Raw genomic sequence first — 21,215 nt, 5'->3', positions numbered from 1 at the left:
CTTACCGCCGCAGTTCCAGATTGTAGACGTCGGCGAAGTTGAAATCCTTGGCGACGAAGATGCCGACCTCCTCACCTTGATTCTTCTTCAGCACCGGCCGGATATTAATATTGTTCTGCAGAGCGATCGCCGCCCCTTCGCTGGGTGCCCGCGTCACATTGTTGAAATTGCCGTTGCCGCTGGAGGCAGCCTGTCCGGCAATATAGGCGGCATCATCGACGAGCGAGAGGAGCAAGGCGCCGCCAAAGCGCGCCCAGAAGAAGCTGTCGACCGCGCCCGCAAGCCCGGCGCGGCCGAGAGCATCGGAGCCAGGCGAGGCAAGATCGATCCGCACGCCCTGAGGCGTTACCGCCCGCGTCCATAGGACGAACAGGCGATTTTGCCCTTGCTGGATGCCGCCGCGATATTCTCCCAGAACGCGCGTGCCCTTTTCCATCAGTACAACCCGGCCGTTCTCGGAATAGACGTCACGCGGGATCAGGCATGATGTGTAACCGGGCTGCGCGGAATTGATGGCGGTTTGCAGAATACAGGGGATCAATGTGCCCGCCGTGATCAAAAAGTTGCGGTTCGGCAGCATCGAGGCCCGCGCCTCCCCGATCGACGAGCTTTGCCGCAAAAGATCGAGCGCGTTGGGTGCCCTGCCCTCGCCGCTCTCGGGCGCTCCCGCAGCGTTGTCCGGCGCTTCGCCGGCAGCCCCCGCAGCGATGGGCCGGCCAGCCTCGCCGCCGAGATCGCGACCTCCATAGGCAATTAGTGTGGACCGCCGTGCCTGCTCGGCAAGCGTTGGCCGAGGGGTACTGGTTCCGCTCGGTGCCGCGCCCGGCTGCATGGCTGGAACAATTTGGCCGTCAGGGCCGGGAACGCCAACTGCAGGATTGAGCACCGGCGCGTTGGGGTCCGCGCCAGCGGCCCCGAGCGGCCGAGGTTGAGGAGCGACCGCGGCATAGTCGACGGTTTCCCGAGCGACGATATCGGGTCGTTCCCGCGCTGCGCCTGCCGGCGCGGTGAGGTCACGAGACGAGGATTGCCGGCCCGTGCCGGAATTCACCCAAAGAATGCCCAGGACCATCGCCGTGCCGGCGAAGATCAGCGCGGTGTTGCGCCGCGCGGGCGTCATGCCACCGATCGGCTGGATTCCCCGCTCGTGAAGGATTTCGTCCCTTTCGGGCGTTGGATCGGCACCGTGCAGCTGGCGCACGACAGGGGACGATTCATCGGCCATGGTTCATTCCTGCGGATGTGTGATGGTGCGCTCGACATGGGGCGATCCGGTATTCGTCCCATGGTCGACGCCATAAGGTTCGGGCGCCTGGTTATAGATACAGAGCACCTCGCCGCCCCGGCGCAGGCGCAGTTGGCGCGCCACCAGATGAACGACGACGAATTCGTCACGGACATCGAAGGGAACCAGCGTTTCGGACCCGTCCGGCCTCACCAGATAAATGGCAGGCACTTCCCGGTTCGCTGGAAACCGCAGCACCGTGAATTGGCCGTTGTCGGAGACCTCCGACGGCTGCAGCTCGCTCGAGCCCTGGACCTTGTAATTCATGTTGCGCGGACCCTCGATCACCGCATGATCGAGGGCACCGCGTACAGCCTGGGCCTCCAGTGCAGCCGCTTGCATCGCGATCTGTGCCGCTCGCAAACGTTCCGTCCGCGCCGCGTCATCCCTTGGATAGCGGAAACGCACCTGGAAATAAGCGTGGCCGTTGCGGCCGGTGATCGGCCCGCTGCGCGCGGTCAATTCGAAGGCATAGCTCCGCAACACACCACCGCGGGACGTCGTGACGATGAGGTTGGTCGGTCCAGCCCGCTCGCGTGGCTTGAGGAACAAGATGTGCCCGGCCACCGCGACCTCCCAGGAGAAGGTGTCGCCCAGCGCCACATGCTGGATCGTCTCGTCCTCGCTGAGGACAATCTGGGTTGCCGTCCGAAAGGTGCCGACGACGCGATAAACCTGGGTTTCCTCGTAATCCACGAACTTGACGCGAGGGTCGGACGGGCCGCCCCTCGGCACCTCAACCGCATGGCCCGCAGATATGGGTGCGAGCGCCAAGATGATCGCGGCAGCGAGCGCCCTCATCGGATCACCTCCGGGTCGGAGCGGTAATTTTCGACCTGGAAGCCGAGCGGGTTCCGATAGCGGTCACCTTCGGCCATCGGCGCATTGGCATAGGCGAATGTGACCGTGGCGATCCAATCGCTGCTCTGCGTATCCGTCTCGGTCTGGACGATCCGTGTGAATCGCACATTGGCGACCCGATCATTGATGAAGGCGATGTTGCGCACCCGCGCCTGCACGACCGCGTTTTTCCCCCAGGCGTTCTGGGGACTGGTGGCATTGTTATTGCTGAAGAAGCGTGCCCAGCGCTGCTGCTCCGTAGGCTGCGACAGGATCGTCACAAAGCGGAAATTCTCCTCGGCCGCCGCCGGTATCCAGCTTTCGCGTGTGCGGACATATTGCGCGAGGAAGTATTTGGTGACCGCCTCATCATAGCGCATCGGCCGCTGGGTCAGCGCCGTCTGGACATCCACCGCGCCCGTCGTCTGATTGACCCGAATGACATAGGGCGCGACAGTCTTGAGGGGAGCCAGCGCGGCGACGGCAAAAATGGATGCGGCTGCAAGGACCGAGGCTACCGCCGCCACGGTCCAAGCCACGCGCGTCGATCGCAACGCCGATCGAACCCTGTCCTGGTCCCAGCTTCGCGCGTCCCGGAAATAGCGCTGTAGCCCCGATACAGGCACAGCCTCAGCGCGATCATCAGCAGCTCGCATATCGGGCGTTCCTTGGCGCGGAGGAAATCTTGTCGTCCGGAGACGCTGGCACTGCGGGCGGAGGCGGTGGATCGCCCACCTCCGGATGAGACAAGGGAGGAATGGGCGGCACGGCACGCGGTGCTGTGACCGCAGGCACCGGCGATCCGGGCAGAACACTCCCATAGATGTTCACGTCACGCAGATGGTGCCCGTTGCAAACGGCCAGCTTCTTGGGTCCGGAAGCGCAACCCGCGAGGCCGAGCAGTGGGAGGGTACCCATGAGACAGAACGTAACCTGACGGATGGTGAATGCCGATTTTCTTGGAAAGGGCAAAGTCATGGTGATGCCTCGCTATGCCGCTTCGATGGAGCCGCCACGACGAGCGGAGCGCTCCAGATTGCGGCTGTTCCGCGCAATGCGGCGTTGTCGGAAGGGGGAGGCCATCGTCCCCCAGGCGGTCCCAGCGAAGGCGCCGACCCCGGCGGCGGCCCCGCCCGCAATGCCGGTGGCGATCGCAGGAGCCTGGAAGAAGAAGATTGTGCCGAGAAATATGTATGCAGCAAACAGAACAGCACCGAATGCCGTATCTACAACACCTTCAGATGCTGCCGTGGCAGCTGCCCCGAGATCGGTAATAAGGGTCGTGATCGCGATGATTACAGCCAGCAAGACGATGTAATTTACGGTTTGGCCAAGCCAGCCATGAAAGAAGCGTCTTGTCGGTTCGAACAATGCGAGGGCGATAAAAATGGGCCCGAGGGCGATGATGATCGCGAGTGCAACTTTGGCAAATATTGTAATAGCGAAGCCGATGGCCGCCGAGAGACCTGCGAGCGCCTTAAGCCCCAAGCTCAACGCATAAAGGACCAATTTATAAGGATTGATATCACTGTAGCTCGCGGCCTCAGTCTCAATGCGGGCAATAATGACATCACTTTGCGTGTAGTAATCGTCAAAAGCCTGGCCGGCCGTCCCAATCGTCTTCCCCGCGAGAGCCTGCGAGATAGCGTCTGGCATTCCATGAAAAAGCGGCGTCGTGATCCACTCGGAATACGCGACTGTCGTTGCGGCGATATACAAAAGACAGAGCTTGACCATGCGGTAGAACAACTCGCCCCAAGGTTCGCCGATGATGCCGCGCATCACCATGTAACCAAAAAGGGCTATGTAGATTACGAGGCCGAGTGCCAGCGGCCCGCGCACGACGTCGACCACATTTTGGAGACGCTCATTTAGGAAAAGGTCCAGCTTCCCATCAATGTTCGTGTAAAGTGAGCTGAACAAGTCCGTAGCCATGCCGAGTTCCAACGCGCCTACCTTGAGAGTGACCGCATCTTGTTGTTGAGTGTTCGAAGACTTTCGGCGTTCGAACACTCCTGCTGGTTCGAGTGCGAGCCATCGGCGCAAGCCTTGATAAGTTCGCTCAGTTCCTCGGGATGGGAATTCAAATAGTCCTTCCCCCGCGGCGCTCGCTCACACCCAGTTAAGACAGCCGTCGCGAGCGCTGTCAGCAGGAGAACTTTACCCATCATTGTGACAGGCTCCCGAGCTTGGAAGCCAATATCGTTTCGCTCTCGCGCTGCGACCGTAGCCGAGCGTCCGCTTCTTGCCGCATCCGCAGCGCCTGCAACTGCAGGGCATCATTTTGGATGTGGGCGTCTTCGACCCCTACCCTTGCCTGGATGTCCATGACCTGTTTCGCGTCCGAAGCCGTATCGAGCGAGGTGCGCAGTTCTTCCAAGCCCGCTGTGCGTTGGGCCGAGACGCCATAGGCCGACTCCGCGATCGCGGCATCGCGTGCGGCCAGATCGCCATTCCGCAACAGAGCGTCGCGCGACGCCCGCTCATAGGCGGAAGCGCCGGGCCGCAATTCCGGTAGGGCAATGCGATTGGCATCGCGAATCCGGGTCGCGGCACTGCCCAGCGATCCCAGGCTGGCATTGTCCGACGACATCAGCCTGCCGAGGTCGCGGGCCTCGCGCGGCAGAAGATGGCGCATGGCGTCGGTGGAAAGCGATGGGGCGATACCGTTGACGTCGGTGACCTGGTTGAAGCTGCCGTAGAGCTGCTTGGCTTCAGCGATCTGCTCTTTGCCCTGCTCAATCATCGACAGGGTGTTTTTGACCGTGGCCAGCGCCTGCAAATAGCCGGAGCTGTCATAGACCGGTATGCCCTGGGCGGCGGCCGGACCCGCCGTTCCCAGGATAATCGCACCGATCGCTGCGAATTTGCCTTTATGCATAGCTCATCCTTTCCTGCTCGATGGAGACCGACGCTGCTGGTGAAAGAGAGGCAGCCAGTTTTCGGGATCGTCGCCGACTTCGGCGCGGATGACGTCGAGCAGCGTCACGGTTTCCGTGGTGCCCGAGAGCACGGCGAGTTCGTCGGAGAGACCGCCAAGATCGAGTTCGACGACGATCGAGTCATGGCCTTGTTTGACCAGGAACCGGCGGGATTCTGGATTCAGATCATGCCGGATGAGCTTGAATTCAGCCTGGGTCAGGCCCAACCCGTCGACATAGTCCGCTTCGCGCCCATAGGGGTTCGGAAGCAGGATCTTGGTCGCGACTTGTTCCATGATGCTGTGCGAAATGTCGGAGCGCAGCGCATCCGCTGGGCTCTGTGTACCGAAAACGAGGAACGCATTCTGCTTGCGGTAGGTCTTGAGGCCGTCCTGCGCGAAGGCGCGAAAGGCGTCGTCACCCAAGGCCTTCCAGAACTCGTCGATGTCGATCACAAGCCGCCGACCGTCGAGAAGACCGTCGATCCGGTGGAACATGTACATCATGAGCGGCGTGCGGACTTCGGGGTTGTCGAGAAAATCCGTCATGTCGAAGCCGACGAACGGCGCCTCGAGCGACAAAGCATCGGTCTCATTGTCGAACACCCAGCCGAACGATCCGCCCCGCGCCCATTTTTCCAGCCGCGCACCGATGCCTTCCGGGTCCCGCTGGCCGAGCAGCTGGCGCAGGGCGAGAATAGAGCGATCCTCCGGCGCGAGGCGCCCGAGCGAGGCCAGTCCCTCGTCGATCATGCGCTCCTGCGTGACCCCGAGTTGGCCTCCGACCGGCGTCACCAGCTGCCGGATCAGGCGCCCCAGGAAGACAAGATTGCGCGGACCATAGTCGAGTGCCCGCAGAGGAGCGAAACCTGTAGGCTCCCCATTCTTCAGCGTCAGATAGATCCCGCCCGCGGACCGGACATAAATCTCCGCGCCGCGGTCTTTGTCGATGAAGATCTGCTGCGCGCCCGTCTTCTCGAGTTGCGCCATCAGAAAGTTCTGGACGACGGTCTTGCCCGCGCCGGAAGGACCAATAATCAGCGTGTGGCCCAAATCGCCGACATGGAAGGGGTGACTACACGAAAGTGACGCATCCGCACGCTAAGCGCGAACGTATGGTGAACGTTACGCGGCGAGCAACGAACTGATGGCGCGCAGTGGCCGCAGGACATCCGGATCGGGCCGATCTTCAACATTCCAGCTATAGTCGCCGGTGAGCGAGATATGTTCCCAGCCCAATGGCGCGACGTGACGTGCGATTTCGTCGGGCGTGCCGATATCAGCCAGCGCCACTTCGAGATAGCGGGTGTTCCACAGGATGATGGCGGCGACGAGCAGGTTGAGGCCGGAGGCGCGATAGGTCTGGTTCTCGAACCGCCGATCACGCAATTCGCCGAGCTGGTTGAAGAAGAGCGCGCGTGCGAGCGCGTTGCGGGCCTCGCCCTTGTTGAGGCCCGCCTGGGTACGCCGGCGCAGATCAATGTCGCGCAGCCAGTCGAGCATGAAGATCGAGCGTTCGAGGCGGCCCAGCTCGCGCATCGCGAGGGCCAGTCCGTTCTGTCGCGGATAGGCGGACAGGCGGCGAAGCATCGCCGAAGCGGTGGCGGTGCCGGTGCGTATCGATGTGGCGAACCGCAGCAGTTCATCCCAATGCGCCGCGACATGACCCAATGCGATCGGTTCGGCCGTCATGCCGGCAAGCAAGGGGCCGGCTTCCTGGCCGGGAAGGAGGTGCAAACGACGCTGCTTGATGTCGCGCAGGCGCGGCGCGAAGCGGTAGCCGAAGAAGGGCATAAGGCCGAACACATGGTCCGATGCACCGCCTGTATCGGTGTAGTGCTCCTCGATTGTCAGGCCGGTCTGCTGATACAGCAAGCCATCCAGCACATAGGGAGCTTCGCCGGCGGTCGCCGCGATTACCCGGGTCGCGAAGGGGTCATATCGATCCGAGACATGGGTGTAGAAGGCAACGCCCGGTTCGTTGCCGCTGCGCGCGTTGATGTCGCCGATTGCGGCGCCACGGCCCCCGGCATGGAATTGCTGTCCGTCGCTCGACGAGGTGGTGCCGTCTCCCCACAGCGCGGCGAGCGGCATGGCGCGATGGGCGTCGATCAGCCTTCCCAGCGCTTCACCATAGGCGGCCTCGCTGATGTGCCAGTCGTGGAGATGGGCGAGCTGGCGCAGGCTTGCGCCTCGGCAGGTTTCCGCCATGCGTGTGAGGCCGAGATTGATGCCATCGGCAAGGATGACGGTGAGCAGCGCATTGCGGTCGTCGGCCTCCCGGCCCGAACGCCGATGGATGAAGCATTCGCTGAACCCGGTCCAGGCATCGACCTCAAGCAGGAGATCGGTGATCTTCACGCGCGGCAGTCGGTCATAGGCAGCGCGACGGGCAATCTCGGTGGCGGGTGGCGTTGCCGCTTTCAGCGGCGAGATGATAAGGCCGCTTTCGTCAAGCCTGACCTGGGGCAGCTCGCCCTGTCGGGCGAGGACCGTCACCTGTTCGATCGCCGTGTCGAGCCTGGCGCGCCTTTCCTCGATATGACGATCGAAGTCCGTTTCGATGGCGAGCGGCAACGGCCCCTTCTCGCGAAGCGCGTCGAAGGTGGCCGGCGGGATGAGGTAGCTATCGAAATCGCGGAACTGGCGGCTTCCCGAGACCCATATGTCTCCCGCTCGCAACCGCTCCCGTAGCTGGGACAAGGCGCATAGTTCATAGGCGGCGCGATCGACGATGCCGTCCCGCAGGACGAACGGCCGCCATGCGGAGGGCACAAAGCGCAGCGGCACGCGATCAGGCAAGCGCCGTTTGCCGGTCCGGTATAGCTCCGCGATGATGGTAAGCGCCGACAGGAGTCCCTGCACCGCACCGGCGCCGCGAAATTCGAAGGTGTTGAGAAAGGCACCGGCAAAGAGCTTCACCGTGCGATGCCGCTCGATCAATTCAGCGGTGCGATCGACGGTTTCCGGTCGCCCGAGTACTTCGGCCCGCGCGACCGCCACGGCGAAGCGCTGCCAATCCAGCGCCTCGATCTGCGCCAGAGAGTCCACACCGTTGGTGCGCGCTTCGATGAGAATGCGGCAAGACCCTGTGAGCGTCCGGAGATGGCCTTGCAACTCGCGCACCGTCTTGAGGGCTTTGTCACGGGTCCGGTTCTCGGCGCGACGCGACATGCTGCCCAACAGCTTGTCGAACATCGTCAGGGTGGCATCGGTCAGGCTTTCCTCAAGACGGATGCCCTGCGCCGCCAGCGTCGCATGGCGGCGCAGGGCATTGAGTTCGCCAAGGTGCTGGGGTGTGATCCGGCTGCCTTCGTCCGCCAGCCTGTCAAAAGTCAAAGCCGGGATCATGTCGGCACGGGCGCGATCGAGATCCAGCGCGCGGATATGAGTGAGCCGTTCGATCAGGCGTAGGATGTTGCGCGCTGCCGGCGACTGTGGTGCATTGCGCAGCCAGGATAGCCATGTCGCGGCTTGCCCTGTTCGTCGGGCCAGCAGATCGTCCAGCCCCTGCAGCGTATCGGGCCGCAGGCCGTTCGTGAGCACTTCATAGGTAAGCTGTTCGGCCTGCTGGCGAGCACGCCGGAGTACCGCTTCGAGAACCGATGAAGAAGGCAGGAGGATCTGCCGGCGCCGAAGTTCGTCAACGATGACCCCCGCCATCTGGCCGGGGTGGACGATGGTCTGTGCGATCGGGATCGAGAATGCGACAACTTCGTGGAAAGCCTTGCGGTCGAAAATCCTGAACCCGTGCGATCGTCGGATTTCAACGAGATGTTCGCGACGGGTCTGGTCCCGATGGGCATAGTCCGCGAAGGCTTCGGGCGCGACGCCGAGTTGCTGCGCCACATAGGCGAGCACAGGAGCGGGCGGGACTTCACCCGCTTCCAGCGCACGGCCAGGCCATCTCATATAGAGTAGGAGCATCGCGTAGCCGAGCCGGGTGGCATCGCCGCGACGGCGGCCGACAATTTCCAGGTCGTCACCGGTCAGCGTATAGTGCCGCGCAATCTCGCGCTCATCGAGCGGCGCGCCATAATGCCCTGCCCAGATTTCCGCGCTCACCAGTCGCCGTCTCGCCAAGCACTATCTCCTTCCGCGTCCTTGTCCGTCAGACGGTCCTCTGGCGGCCAGCAGGAATATGTCCGTTAACTCTGGACCTATAACGGCGATTCGGACAAGATCAGATAATGATGGGAAAACGGACAGGATTGGGCTGCATGTGGCGTTGATCGGCTATGCGCGCGTCTCGACGGCAGACCAGAAGCTCTCACTCCAGCTCGACGCGCTGAACGCGGCCGGGTGCGACCGGATATTCGACGATCACGCATCTGGTGCAAAAGCCGATCGGCCCGGCCTGGCCGAGGCGCTCGCCTATCTGCGCAGCGGCGACACGCTGGTGGTTTGGAAACTCGACCGTCTTGGGCGCTCGATGAGCCATCTGATTGAGAAGGTCGGCGAGCTAGCGACGCGAGGTATCGGGTTCCGCTCGCTCACCGAGAACATCGACACCACCACTTCGGGCGGGATGCTGGTGTTCAACATCTTCGGCTCGCTTGCCCAGTTTGAGCGCGATCTGATCCGGGAGCGCACCCATGCAGGCCTCAAGGCCGCTCGCGAGCGAGGTCGCCCCGGTGGGCGGCGGCCAGTGGTCACACCTGACAAGCTCCGCAAGGCGCGCGAACATATCGCTTCCGGCCTCACAGTTCGCGAGGCCGCCGCGCGCCTCAAGATCGGCAAAACCGCCCTCTACAAAGCCCTCGAAGCCACGGAGAAGAACACAAAGTCCCAGCGTTCCCGGTCCGTTCGCTCTTAGCGTGCAGATAAGTCACTTTCGTGCAGTCACCCCTGGAAGTTGAAATAATAGGGCGATTGCGCGGCCGTCTTCATCATGGCGATGGCAGGCCCCCAATGGTTCCCGTTGGCTCGGCCCGCAGGATAAGTGTGGAACGGCGCCAAGGCGGCAAAATTGCGCGAGGTGATCGCCGCCGGCCGCGCCCGCCATGCGAAATTTCCGGGCAGCTGCGCCCAGAACGCCGCTTCGAGCGCTGGTCCTTCGCGCGCCGCCACCAGGCCGGCATCGGCCAGTGCCGCGCGCGCGGCCGAGAGATTATCGGCAAGCCGCCTCTGGCTCTCGGCGAAGACGGCCAGTGAGAAATGATGCTCCCCGAGCACGAACCGGTTGCTTTGCAGATCGTCGGCGGCATCGGCGAGATCGAGCGCCTGGCTCGCTGCGGCATCCTCGGTCGAGGCCATCTGGTTCTGACGGCGGCGCAGGCGTTCGGCTGCCCGCGCCTTGCCCATGAAAGTGAAGGATTGGGAGACGACGAAGGCGAAATCCTGGCCGAGCAAGGCATTCATCTGGCCCGGGCGCGTGAGCGCGGGATACTCTCTGATCCCGAAGATACCCTGCCAGCGGCTTGCGTCATGGGCGCGGATCTCAACTGTCTCGCGTCCGAAGATCACGCGCTCGCCATAAAGCGCCGATCCCAGATGACCGCGGACGAGCGGAACCCTGGATCGCGCGCCCATCATCACTTGCTCGAGCACCTCGAGCGGGGCGGAGAAGATAAGGCCATTATGCTCGTAGAGGGCGAGGCGCGACGGGCTGCAGCGGCGGAGCAGCTTCTCGATGTCCCGTGCCTTCTCCTCGAAGCGCGCCAGTTCATCGGGATCGACTTCCTGCGCCGCCGCCCTGGCTTTCGCGATCCGCTTGAGAAGCAGCCCGGTCCGGTCGGCCGATCCGACTGCTGGACGCATGAGAAGCGTCAGATAATGCTCGTTGACGAACATCCGCTTGGCGGTGACGCGCGCACGATATTTGCTGTCGAGCTCGGCGGCGAACCTCGAGCGGAACTCCCCTTCGGGATAGTCCCCTACGGCTGAGCGGACGATGTGGGTCCAGATCGCAAGCCGATCGTCGGCGATGTTGCGCCAGGTGCCGTTGAGCTTCTCGTGCCAATCGTTGAGGTGGATCGGATCAGCCGTCTCGAAAGCCAGGCCTTCGAGGCGGAACATCATCATGAGATCGCCGCTATCGAGCGCAATCACATCGGGCGTCACATGGCGGGCATAGGGAAGATAGCGCCCGGGCTCCGCTTCTCGGGCCAGAACCCGCCAGGGCGTCTTGCGTGGCGGCAGTTGGGCGGCGCTAGCCACGCGCGAAACCCTTCCGCTTCATCCCCGCGACCGGCAGCGGTGAATAGGAACTGCCTCCCCACCAGCCGCGGTTCCGGCAGCGCGCCTTGGTCAAGGTCCACAACCATAACAGGCGAAAGGCATTGGCGTCGTGGCGCACGATGAGGCGCGCGACCGCGAGGCACGCACCGCCGATCGCCACCGCGTAAAGCGGATTGCCGCTGACGATCAGGGTGAGACAGGCAGCAAGCGCGATCGGCAAGGACGCTTCGAGCGGCACGCCCAGCCACATCGTCGGCCGGGTCACCGCAAGGAAGAGCGTTTCCTCGCGCAGCCGTTCGTTCGAGGACGCTGCCTCCTTCACGCGCCACCCGTGATGGTATCGACGATCCACTGCGCGCTGAATACGATGAAAATGCCGACGATGACCGTCACCAAAAGGCCGAGGCTCGCCCGTCCGGTGAAGAACATGAAGCCGACGATGACGACGGCGATCACCGCAATCGTCTTGGCGAAGGTTCCCGTCAGCCAGGTCTTGATGTTCTCCGCCATCGAGGTGATGCCGTCCGCGCCCTGCGCATGGGCGGGATCGCTGAGCAGCAATGAGACAAGCACCGCCAGACCGACGATGCCGGCGATGCCGGCGATGCGCAGCAGAAGACGCGCCCATTGGGGCTGGGAGCCCAGGCGGGCGGTGATCGCTGTCATGGATGCTGTCCTTTCTCAGAAGTTGCCCCGTCCCCGAAGACCATGAGCGAGGCCTGCCGGGCATCGGCGGTGGTGTTCCAGCCGGCCGCCTGCGTCGCCGCGAGCGCGGAGGCTTGCGGATTGGCGCTCGCCGCGTCGGCAATCTGGACAGGTGCCGGCATGACAGGCGCTGGGCGCCTGCCGCGGATCAAGGGGATGACGGTTGACGCGCTGGCATAGACGCGGGCGACATAACCATTGCGAAACCCGCGGCGCCGATCGCCGGTATTGTAGAGCGAAAGCGCTGTTGCGATCGCATGGTCAGGGCTCGGGGCGAAGCGCGCAACCGCCTGGTAGTTGGTCGCAAGAACCCGGGCGGCGGCGGCGAGGTTGCGGCACGGCTCGAAGGCATCCTCAACCGACAGACCCAGCCATCCGAGGTTGGCGCTGTTGATCTGCCCAAGCCCGAGGTCGATGTTGTAACCTTGGCGGATGAGGCTGCGCGCCGCGGCAATCGCCTGTGCCCTCGTCACCGGCGCCGGCTTACGCACACCCGGACTGTTAACCCCTATCGCAAGCGTGTTGAACCGGCTTTCAGTGTGGACGATCGAGATCAGCGTCTCAGGCGCCACGCTTGGCGCGCATGAGCCTGCAAGGGCGAGAAGACTGGCGACGTCGAGGATCATCGAGCGCCGTCCTGCAGCCGCTCGATATTGGCCAGCGAGTAGGTTTCGCGGCGCCCATCGCTGAACGTCATGACAACCCGGCGCCGCGTTGCCGATTCCCGATCATAGACCTTGGTGCCTGCGACGCCTCCGCCGACACAGCCGGGAAAGGAGCCGCCGGTGGCCAAGCGCCGCCACAGCTTGGCCATGGGCGCGACGCACCGGGCATATTGGGTCGCGCCACCGGGGTTGGAAAGGCACAGGAGAACCTGGCAGCCCAAGTCATTCGCTCGCGCCGGAGTCGGTTGAAGGGCGGTGCCCATGGCGAGCACCGCCAGGCCGAGAGTCGCACGTTGCATCGGGTCATTCCCCCGCGAGAGACACCTCCCGCGTCGGGAATTGGCGTCAGCTATCCGTTGGATTTCACCTCTCTTTGTTCCGCTGGGCCTCGCTTTCGACAATCCCCCCAGCCGGGGGGATTTGATCAGCCCGCATGCTGGTGCCGTAGGAATTCGGCCAAGGCACCCTCCTGATCGGGTCGGAGGGCATCGGTGGCAGCCAGATATTCCGGCGGTTCGCCCCGAAGCAGGATGGACGGGCATTGCCCGTCATAATTGCCGAGATTGGGGCGGTGCTGCTGATATCCGACAAGCGCGGCAAGCTCTGGATCGAACGCACTGGCCACATCGGGTGGATAGGTCAGCCATTGATTTTCGTAGGGCTTCAGCCAACCCAGGCAATAGCTGATGATGATACCGCGCCGCACGGCGCTTGTATGGTTCGAACCCGCCCCATGGAGCGTCGACCCCAGGAAAAGGATCGCCGAACCGGGATCCGCCTCGAGGGCGATCGGGTTCCCATCATCGCCCGCCGTGCCGAGATTGTGGCTCCCCGGCCAGATCAATGTCGCGCCGTTTTCAGCCTTGAACGGAGAAACCGGCCACATCACGTTGACGAGATATTCGAGCTCGCCGGCCGGGCCGCGCCACATATCCTGGTCCCGGTGGGGGAACTGCGCTGGCGCGCCCGGATGCAGTTCGAGCGCCTGCGTGAGGTTGAGCTGGATGGTATCACACCAAGGGTCGAGGACCGAGCGCACCAGCCGCATGACGGCAGCATTTCGGACAAGGTTCTCGACAGCGGGCACGCGCTTCAGGAGCCCGCCGAAGCGCTTGGTGCGTGGACCATAGAAGCCGCCCTGACAAAAGGGTGTGCTGGCAAAGCGCGGATCGAGGGCGCGATCGATCTCGGCAATTCGGGCTTGGGGCTCGATGTCCTGTAGCACACAGAAGCCGTGCCGCCGCAGGTCTTCGCGGGCCGTGGTTGCTCCGGAGATGTGGCAGGGTGCGATGCTCGCCATGACGCCGACCTCACGCCGCGCTCGCCAGATCGGCAAGGCCGGCCGGGCGAAAAACGCCGCTTGCGCGCAGCTGTTCGCGCGTGGAGCCGTCGATGTCGATCTGCAAGGCAACGAGGCAGCGCCCCTGGTCCGTCGCGGGAAGGCCAAGGGGAAGGCAATGCCAGCCGAAGCTCAGGATTTGCTGGAACCAGGGCCACTCCGCGACGCCGGTATAACTGCGGATATGATTGCCGAGCGCATATTCGACGAGTGCGGACACCAGTTGGTTGCGCACCTCCAGGCGTTCTCGGGCACGTAGCCTTCGCGCTAGGCAGAAGCGGGTGATTTCCAGGATGTCGGGGCCGCGCGGGGGTGTGTCCTCGCACAGCTCCGGGAAGATGGTGCCGAGAATATGGTCATGAGCGGTTGGGAGGAGCCGCGCGGAGGCACGATGCTCGCCGTCGCTCCCGGCAATTACGATGTAAACCGCCCGATCATTGTCAAATTGATCGATTTCATAGCGGCCAGCAAGGACCGGGACCTCCCAGAGCAGAAGATCGACGAATACCCGTTTGCGTTCCTCGAACATCGAACGGAACAGGCGGTTTTCCATGGCGCGGGCAACGCCGGTTTCGATATGCATGACAGCCTCCTTTGGTGAGGCGGTCAGTCGATCAGGCTCGCGCCCTTTCGGTTATCCCCAGTCCTGGGGAGATCATCGGCCGAAAACATCTGCGAAGCTGATCTGTCCATCGAACAAGGCACGGATAGCCAGCAGCGTGCGCTTCGTCACGCCATAGCGGTCGCGCGCATCCTTTACATGCTGGATCACGGTTTCCTGCCCGATGCCAAGGATTTGGCTGATCTCCCAGTCGGTCTTCCCGCGCGCGACGAGCGCGACGCATTCGGCCTGCCGCTCAGTCAGGCTCGGGTTCTCGCATGGATGCTGGCCGGCTCGCGAAAGCTTGCGCGCGGCTTCGAACGCAAAACTGCCAATCAACTGGACGAGTGGGAGTTGGTCCAGGTCGAGCGCTTCGCCGGGTCCCATCGCGAACGAACAGGAGGCATTGATCTCGCCAGGAATATGGGCCGGAACGGTGAAACCATCGCCTAGCCCCGCTTCGCGGGCTTCTGCCAGGATCGACCGGTCGGCCGCGGTGAGAGGGATGATCGATTGAACCGCCGACCAGGCGAAGCCAACATGGGTGCGGTGGCTGGCGCGGTGGATCGGGTCGCTCGCATAGAGGCGCCGCGCCTGGAAGCGTTCCACCCAGTCCGGCGGATAGTCGACGATGTGGACCGAGCCGGCTGCGGATTTCAGGTCGACATGATGAACCAATGCGAAATGCCGAAAGCCCATCGCGCGCGTGATCTCGGCCATCAGGCCGGCTAGTGCTTGGCTGTCCTTGATTGTCGCGGCGACCGCGCAGAAGTCCTGAACGTCCCTGAGCCCGATCATCACGGCCCAAACGAGATCAGAGAAGCGCGTCCATGTTGAGATGGCCGTCGCGAACTGCGCGCAGCACCAGCTGCGTTCGGCGCCGCACGCCGTAGCGCCGGCGCGCGGATTCAACATATTCGTGCACGGTGTCGCGACTAAGCCCAAGGATCTGGGCAATCTCCCAATCGCTCTTACCCTGGGCCACGAGCACGATGCACTCGACCTGGCGCGGACTGAGGGGAACGAAAGCCATAGCCTTTATTTCTTCGCCGAGCAGTTCGCGCGCCCGGTCATAGGCGACCGAACCCAGCAACCGGGCGATGAGGATTTCCGTCGCCTCCAACGGTTCGTCGCGCGATCGGGCAACCGTAAAAATCGCCTCAGGCTCACCCGGCGTCCTGATCGGCAAGCTATAGCCCGCCGCAAGGTCATGATCCCTGGCGCGTTTCAGGATGCTTCGCTGGCGCGAAGAAAGCTCAAGCACGTCACCCACCCGGTCCCAGGCGAGCCCCGATGGCGTGCGGGCGCAGGCCGCGTGGATGGGGTCCTCGATATAGTGGCGCTCCGCGAGCACCTCCTCGAGCCAAGCCGACGGATAGGTGGTGAGGAACAGGCTCTGCCCGCCTCCGCGCCGAAGATCGACATTGTGAAGCAGCGTGAACCAGCGGAAGCCAAGTTCGCGCACGGCGGCATCGATGGTGCCTTGCAGATCGCCGAGGTTTTCAGCACGCGCACATTCCTCTGCGAAACGTGTAAGGTCAGCCAGGCGGCCGCAGTCTCTTATCCTGTTCGTCATAGACGGTCGAAGCTCGTCGCCAGGACGCCTCCCCGTCCAGCGCTAAGCGGCCAGCGCGGCGATTATCACGGCGAGTTGAGAACGATTCGCAACATGCTTCGAGGAATGAATCATCTATGACACTTTGCCCGCCGGTAAAGTGTCATAGACGACAAATGACGTCCAACGGTGCGGATTTCGGATTCACATTGATCCTCGTCTGTGCTTGATTCAGTCGTGTTATGTTTCAACCCTCGGCTCCTCTCGAACCTTCCGGCAGCTGCGATATCGCAGCCGTACTCGAGAGATTGGCGCAGGCCTCAAGCCGCCCCCGCTACGCCTTCATGCTACTCAACCTGATTGCGCAGGTCGCCGGTCCCGACGGGAGCGCCGGTCCCTGGATCAAGCGGGGCAACGAGCTTGTTTCGCTGCGCGACTGGCTTTGCGACGCGCTCACGCCAATGGCCCAACGCGGCCCGCGTAACTTGGCCTTGGCCGAGCGCGTCCATCGAGACCTCGCCAGAGGCGGAGTGCTCCCGCGCGATGCGGAGGATGCACAGCGGGCGGTCGCCGAGGAAATGTGCGCGCGCATTCGAACTGCAGGCAAAAGCAATCTCAGCCGCGCGGTTTCCGAACTCGTGAATGCAGGATTCCTGCGGCGCCACTATCAAGGCTATCGCGTCGACCACCGGAACCGCGGCGGGCAGCGCCATGCCGTCTATACATTGGTTGGGGATGCGCGTCTTCTCGGCCCGGCGGTTCGCGCGCCGAAAGCGTCGGTCCAGAGCGAATTCGCGTTCACGAGATAAACGGTCTTGCATCCAGCCTTCGGTATCTGACCTAGATTGCCGTCAGGATTGATTGACTTCGGCTATCCCAGCCTGGCGCAGAAACTCAGCGGCCCCCAGATTCATGTCGAGCTCCATCCCAGATCGGAGCCAATGATAGACGAAAGGCAGGAGCAGCGGATTACTGGTTCTGCGCTGGAATATGCTGTTCTGAAATTCGCGTGACCGCCTTTCACATTCGCTGTCGTCGCAACCTCCCGCGAGCGCCAGCTCCCATAGTGCTTCGGCCTCTGCGCGGGCCAGTTTCTGAGCATCGGCCGCATCACGCTGCCGAAAGGCATCGCGCACAGCCCAGGACAGAACCGGGGTTGCTGGAACGAGGACCGTGACGACAAAATCAGTGAAGGGCAGATTGAGGGCTAGCCCAGCAGCTACCAACGCGAGCACGATTGCGACGGCCCCGGCGACCAATAGGAAACTGTAGTTTTCGCGCAGCTTTGCGTCATACCACAGATTTGTTCGCTGGCAGATTATCCGTGCTAAATGCAATGGCGCCCGTCCGACGGCGGTCGGATACCAATCGATGAGCTTTGCATCGCCCTTGGGCCATCGCCGATCCGCCTCGGTGATAATCTCCGGTTCAAGCGGCTTGCCGGCGGCGAATTTGCTCCATGGCAGTCTTAGAAGGTCGCAGTCGAACCGCTCGCAGATCAGAGCCGCAGTCTTCAAGCGGCGCTTCAAAGCTCTGTCGAGAAATCCGATGTCAATGAGCGTGAGGCTGACCGATAATGCGCCAGCGAACGGGCGTATCGCTGGCGTGAATAGCGCGACGATCGCCATCACGACCGGGACAATGACGGTCAACGTGACCTGCACCAGCTGCAGGCGGGTGGCGCGCCGATAGATCTCGGATCGGGCGCGCAGCAAGCGCAAGAAATGCGGTGCGTTTTGACGCTCAGCTATGTCGTTCATAGTCACTCAATCACCACGTGGAACGGCGGACTTTGTCCGACAAGGACATCGTCGGCCATCCTGATGATGAAGGCCTCGGCGAGATGCACGCCACGATAATGCAGCTCCTCCCACCGCCGTCCATTTTGCTGGGGAGTATAGAAGTCGCCACGCCCCTGCCGCAGTGACAGCGCCGCCGCGCCTGTATTGGTGATGCGCCACTGTACCCGAAAACCGCTGGGCAACGGCTGTCCTCCGCCGATCCTCGCTTCGAACCACAAGCCTCCCCGGCGGGACAGCACCTCTCCTGGCGTTACCGTGCGAATGGCATTCACATTGCGAGTTTGATGCCAAGTCGCCGTGACATGGACATCGCGCGACACGTGCGGCGCCCTGCTCCAACTGGGCTCGAGCATATGCGGGGGCCGGTAGAAGAAATCTGGGAGGACCGACACGCCATAATCACGAACGACCTCGACCAGGCTGTCGAGATGAGCGGCGGTACTGGTCAGCAGAGCCCGCACTCGCGACACGCCCTCCCCATTGGCCTTAGACGCTTCTACTACTTCGCCCTTGGCAAAGGCCTCGCCAAAAACACGCCGCCACGCAGTAATACTGGCAGCGCGGTCTTCAGCGAGATAGGCCTCGTCAATCCATCCACGATATTTGTGAATGAACGACCTGAAGTTCAGATACTGGGTATCGGTCCAGCTGGCAGCAAAATCCTCGCTCGAAAGCTTCGGGTTCTCCACCCGCGGTTTAGCCGGCCGATCCTGCAGCCAATCATCAAGCCGTCCGATGACTGTCCGCAGGGTGGTAGGGACATCCGAAAATGCGTCGGAATCCTTGTCGTACCAGTGGATCTGCATGCCCAGCAGCGTCGTGAGCAAAACCGAGGGGCAGGTGAACGTAGTCTTGATGTCCCGGAGATATTTCATCAATCGCGTCACTTTGCGGAAGCTGTTTGATCCCGACAGTGCATTGCGCTCACGGAGCCATGCCGTGAATTCCACCGGTTCGCTGGCATCGAAGCGGTCGGCAGCACGATTGCAGACCTCCTGGCTTCCGTCATATTTCCGTGATCGAACCAGCGGGGCGATATCGACCTTGCGCTCGCCGGGATAGGTGATGGTGACGCAATAGTCCCAGGTTTTAGCCTTGGAGCCATAGACGGAGCTGTCAGCGAATGCCTTTCCCAGCTTCGCGACATAGTCCTTCGCGCTCCAGCCATCGACGGGATCCACGACAACCAGAAGGTCAGCATCGAATTCGCCGCCATCAACCGGCTTGATAATCGTGTCGTGCGCCCACGAACCCTGTTCTTCAAATCCACGGACCCGGGGGGACCATTCGCACTGGCGGATGAAATTCCTGATCGCTTCCACGTTGGATTCAAGCAGGTCGATGCGGGTCTGATTGAGGTTGACCGTGTCTTTGAGAAAAGACGTAAACTGAGAAACCAGCTTCATGATATCGCCTCAGGCCGCAAGAGCGATGGTCGCGCGCTCCGCACGATTGAAGGCGAAATCTGCCGGTGCGCGGGCGCGCGTCCGAAAAAAAGCGACCGTATTCGCATCAAGCTCGACGCGATCCAAAGGGCCGAGCAGCCAGCTCTCCCCATAGATTTCCAGCCAAACCTCTAAGTTTCGCGTAGCCGACCCACCGAGTGCGAGAATATCCTCAGCAGACACAGACGAATGATTGGTCGCCCGCAGGCAGCCATCGATGTCGATGATATGGCGGCCGATCGAGGCCCTGCTTACGCATTTCATCCTGTCGTCTCCGATTCGGTTGTCACAACACTACAATCGGCGATGAGGGTGACAAAAACGGACACCCATCCTTGCAAAAAAGAAATCGCCCTTCGCCGGGCCACGAATCTGCTTATCCGTCTGTCCATGCTGACGAATTGGAACCGGCTTGAATTCAAGACCGGCGTTGCGCTCAGGCGAAGCTGGCGAGGCGACCTGAAGCGTCGATCTCGATCGCGCCGTTCCAAGCGCCAGGCACCGCAGCCAGATCTTCCGAACAGTGATCGGTGCCGATCAGCCTGGTCCAGAACACGCAGATTGGCGCGGTGACCGGTTTGCCCCAGCCCGCAAGTTCGATGCGAGCCTTTACCTCGATCCGGCTCTCCTTGTTGGCGAAGCCAGCAACCAGTTCGAACCGAGATCCATCGTCCATCACGACCGCAGAGTCATGCATCAACGCCGTGACGTAGAGGGCTAGGAAAGCATTGTTGCCATCAAAGGCGGCGCGTTCGTCCTTGAGAAGCGCGCCGGCCTTGACGAGAACGGTTGCGAGATCCTGAGCGACCTGCTCGTCCGTGAATGCCGGGTTCCAGATGAAGGCGGCCGCTAAGTAGTTGAAGACCGCTTGTTCCCGCAAGGTCATCTTGTCGTAGCGGTCGCTCTCCATCTTCTTGATGGCCTGGGCGAGCACGGCCTTCACCACGTCACGCCTCAAACCCAGCCGCGCGTCAAGTTGCGCGTCAGTGGCAGTGCGCAGGTTAGCGACGCTGATCCGCTTCGCCGCGGCGAGATCGGGAATCTTTCCTTCGCCTTGGGCAAGCCACGACTCCAAACTCAGCTGGATGTCCTTGACCTTGTCGGTGACAGGTCCCTTTTCACGCTGATCGCGATGCGCAACGAAGTCACCAATCTCTCGGATGGAGGCGAGGCCATAACAGCGATCGCGCAACCCGAGGAAAATCCGGTCGAGATCTGCCACGCGACAATCGCCGCTGATGTAACGCTCGACGCGATGGCGGAGTTCAGTAAGCTTCATACGGGCGTTTCTAGCACGCCCATATGGGAACGAAATAGAAACATTGGCGCGCTTCACCACGAGTTTCGCTCCGGGGGGCGAGCGATTCCTATGCCCGCTTGCCGAGTGCGGTTGCTATTGCGGAAGTTCCAATGCCGAAATGATCGTTGAGGCCCTTACCTTCCCGTCTCGTTTTCTCTATATGTTCCTGACGCGATCCTCGATGTGGGACTGTTGCCAATGACCTTTTTCTCCCCTGTCATCAAAACTGATCCATTCCTGCTCCGCTTCGCGACACCTCGGTCAGCCGACTCAGAGATGCCTGGCCGCTATTCTCCCGAGCTCGGCGTCTGGGTCATCGACAGCGAGGATGGCGAAGTTCCGATCATTGAGGTCGCGGGTGGATCACTGGTCGCTACGCAGAGCAAGACCATGACGCATGTTGAGGTTGATGACGACGATCCCACGCGGTTCGGGTCGATGGAGACAGGCACGTTTACCAAAGTCAGGCAGGAAGCGGATGACGAGGACGCCTCGCTTTGCCTTCCAGAGCTGACGACCAAGACTGACGTTCAGCAGGAACGGGACGACGAGGCGGTGACGCCGTACTGGTGAGCGGA

Annotated in this window: 21 protein-coding genes and 2 pseudogenes; 3 read left to right on the top strand and 20 right to left on the bottom strand. The window is 62.3% G+C overall.

Going from position 1 to position 21,215, the window contains the following annotated elements; all coding sequences use genetic code 11:
- Position 1 precedes the first annotated feature (1 nt).
- From virB10 to HUK73_RS16020, 8 genes and pseudogenes are all read right to left on the bottom strand, one after another.
- Complete coding sequence (virB10, locus tag HUK73_RS16055; RefSeq protein ID WP_176593050.1) at positions 2 to 1,225, bottom strand: type IV secretion system protein VirB10; 1,224 nt, start codon at positions 1,223 to 1,225, stop codon at positions 2 to 4.
- 3 nt (positions 1,226 to 1,228) lie between these two features.
- Complete coding sequence (virB9, locus tag HUK73_RS16050) at positions 1,229 to 2,086, bottom strand: P-type conjugative transfer protein VirB9 (RefSeq protein ID WP_176593049.1); 858 nt, start codon at positions 2,084 to 2,086, stop codon at positions 1,229 to 1,231.
- Positions 2,083 to 2,781 carry a virB8 family protein gene (locus tag HUK73_RS16045; RefSeq protein WP_176593048.1) on the bottom strand — a complete coding sequence of 233 codons (699 nt, stop codon included), beginning with the start codon at positions 2,779 to 2,781 and terminating at the stop codon, positions 2,083 to 2,085. The genes virB9 and HUK73_RS16045 overlap by 4 nt, the downstream gene beginning before the upstream one ends.
- 334 nt (positions 2,782 to 3,115) lie before the next feature.
- Positions 3,116 to 4,060, bottom strand: coding sequence for a type IV secretion system protein (locus tag HUK73_RS16040; protein ID WP_176593047.1), 945 nt, complete (start codon positions 4,058 to 4,060; stop codon positions 3,116 to 3,118).
- A 17-nt stretch (positions 4,061 to 4,077) separates the two neighbouring features.
- Positions 4,078 to 4,293: an EexN family lipoprotein gene (locus HUK73_RS27190; RefSeq protein ID WP_369805535.1), complete on the bottom strand. Its 216-nt coding sequence runs from the start codon at positions 4,291 to 4,293 to the stop codon at positions 4,078 to 4,080.
- Positions 4,293 to 5,006 carry a type IV secretion system protein gene (locus HUK73_RS16030; protein ID WP_176593045.1) on the bottom strand — a complete coding sequence of 238 codons (714 nt, stop codon included), beginning with the start codon at positions 5,004 to 5,006 and terminating at the stop codon, positions 4,293 to 4,295. The genes HUK73_RS27190 and HUK73_RS16030 overlap by 1 nt, the downstream gene beginning before the upstream one ends.
- A 3-nt stretch (positions 5,007 to 5,009) precedes the next feature.
- Positions 5,010 to 6,113 (bottom strand): annotated as a pseudogene (locus HUK73_RS16025) (transporter); the annotation flags it as partial.
- Positions 6,114 to 6,170: 57 nt separating this feature from the next.
- Positions 6,171 to 9,128, bottom strand: coding sequence for a Tn3 family transposase (locus tag HUK73_RS16020; protein ID WP_011627729.1), 2,958 nt, complete (start codon positions 9,126 to 9,128; stop codon positions 6,171 to 6,173).
- 139 nt (positions 9,129 to 9,267) lie between these two features.
- Between HUK73_RS16020 and HUK73_RS16015 the strand changes: the two genes are divergently transcribed.
- Positions 9,268 to 9,861 (top strand): recombinase family protein, encoded by a 594-nt coding sequence (locus HUK73_RS16015; protein ID WP_013039114.1) that lies wholly within the window; start codon positions 9,268 to 9,270, stop codon positions 9,859 to 9,861.
- 35 nt (positions 9,862 to 9,896) lie between these two features.
- Here HUK73_RS16015 and HUK73_RS16010 read toward each other — a convergent pair.
- The 9 genes and pseudogenes from HUK73_RS16010 to HUK73_RS15970 form a co-directional block, all read right to left on the bottom strand.
- Positions 9,897 to 11,204 (bottom strand): annotated as a pseudogene (locus HUK73_RS16010) (transporter); the annotation flags it as partial.
- Positions 11,197 to 11,547 (bottom strand): type IV secretion system protein VirB3, encoded by a 351-nt coding sequence (locus tag HUK73_RS16005; protein WP_015449339.1) that lies wholly within the window; start codon positions 11,545 to 11,547, stop codon positions 11,197 to 11,199. The gene HUK73_RS16005 and the pseudogene HUK73_RS16010, both read right to left, overlap by 8 nt.
- A complete protein-coding gene (locus HUK73_RS16000; protein WP_015449338.1) occupies positions 11,544 to 11,891 on the bottom strand; it encodes a TrbC/VirB2 family protein in 348 nt (115 codons plus the stop codon). Before HUK73_RS16000 ends, HUK73_RS16005 begins: the two co-directional genes overlap by 4 nt.
- A complete protein-coding gene (locus HUK73_RS15995; protein WP_176593044.1) occupies positions 11,888 to 12,556 on the bottom strand; it encodes a lytic transglycosylase domain-containing protein in 669 nt (222 codons plus the stop codon). The genes HUK73_RS16000 and HUK73_RS15995 overlap by 4 nt, the downstream gene beginning before the upstream one ends.
- A complete protein-coding gene (locus HUK73_RS15990) occupies positions 12,553 to 12,894 on the bottom strand; it encodes a hypothetical protein (protein WP_176593043.1) in 342 nt (113 codons plus the stop codon). Before HUK73_RS15990 ends, HUK73_RS15995 begins: the two co-directional genes overlap by 4 nt.
- Positions 12,895 to 13,019: 125 nt before the next feature.
- Positions 13,020 to 13,895, bottom strand: coding sequence for a phytanoyl-CoA dioxygenase family protein (locus HUK73_RS15985; RefSeq protein ID WP_176593042.1), 876 nt, complete (start codon positions 13,893 to 13,895; stop codon positions 13,020 to 13,022).
- Between the two features lie 10 nt (positions 13,896 to 13,905).
- Complete coding sequence (locus HUK73_RS15980; RefSeq protein ID WP_176593041.1) at positions 13,906 to 14,517, bottom strand: acyl-homoserine-lactone synthase; 612 nt, start codon at positions 14,515 to 14,517, stop codon at positions 13,906 to 13,908.
- A 72-nt stretch (positions 14,518 to 14,589) separates the two neighbouring features.
- Entirely contained in the window at positions 14,590 to 15,333 is a 744-nt protein-coding gene (locus HUK73_RS15975; RefSeq protein WP_218036621.1) for a LuxR family transcriptional regulator, read from the bottom strand.
- Between the two features lie 16 nt (positions 15,334 to 15,349).
- Positions 15,350 to 16,111: a LuxR family transcriptional regulator gene (locus tag HUK73_RS15970; protein WP_176593040.1), complete on the bottom strand. Its 762-nt coding sequence runs from the start codon at positions 16,109 to 16,111 to the stop codon at positions 15,350 to 15,352.
- A gap of 221 nt (positions 16,112 to 16,332) precedes the next feature.
- On the opposite strand from HUK73_RS15970, the gene HUK73_RS15965 reads away from it, so the two are divergent.
- The gene (locus HUK73_RS15965; protein WP_176593039.1) at positions 16,333 to 16,899 is read left to right on the top strand and encodes a hypothetical protein; all 567 of its coding nucleotides are present in this window, start codon (positions 16,333 to 16,335) and stop codon (positions 16,897 to 16,899) included.
- Between the two features lie 42 nt (positions 16,900 to 16,941).
- On the opposite strand, the gene HUK73_RS15960 is transcribed toward HUK73_RS15965, so the two are convergent.
- From HUK73_RS15960 to HUK73_RS15950, 3 genes are all read right to left on the bottom strand, one after another.
- Positions 16,942 to 17,850: an S-4TM family putative pore-forming effector gene (locus tag HUK73_RS15960; protein WP_176593038.1), complete on the bottom strand. Its 909-nt coding sequence runs from the start codon at positions 17,848 to 17,850 to the stop codon at positions 16,942 to 16,944.
- Between the two features lie 2 nt (positions 17,851 to 17,852).
- Entirely contained in the window at positions 17,853 to 19,298 is a 1,446-nt protein-coding gene (locus HUK73_RS15955) for a nucleotidyltransferase (RefSeq protein ID WP_176593037.1), read from the bottom strand.
- Between the two features lie 475 nt (positions 19,299 to 19,773).
- On the bottom strand, positions 19,774 to 20,616 hold the full coding sequence (locus HUK73_RS15950; protein WP_176593036.1) for a hypothetical protein: 843 nt from the start codon (positions 20,614 to 20,616) through the stop codon (positions 19,774 to 19,776).
- A 219-nt stretch (positions 20,617 to 20,835) separates the two neighbouring features.
- Here HUK73_RS15950 and HUK73_RS15945 point away from each other — a divergent pair, with 219 nt between their 5' ends.
- Positions 20,836 to 21,210, top strand: a complete 375-nt coding sequence (locus HUK73_RS15945; protein WP_176593035.1) for a hypothetical protein — start codon at positions 20,836 to 20,838, stop codon at positions 21,208 to 21,210.
- Positions 21,211 to 21,215 lie beyond the last annotated feature (5 nt).

It is taken from the genome of Sphingobium sp. EM0848 (assembly GCF_013375555.1).
Taxonomy (GTDB): Bacteria; Pseudomonadota; Alphaproteobacteria; order Sphingomonadales; family Sphingomonadaceae; genus Sphingobium.
This window is presented reverse-complemented; position numbering and strand designations above follow the sequence as displayed.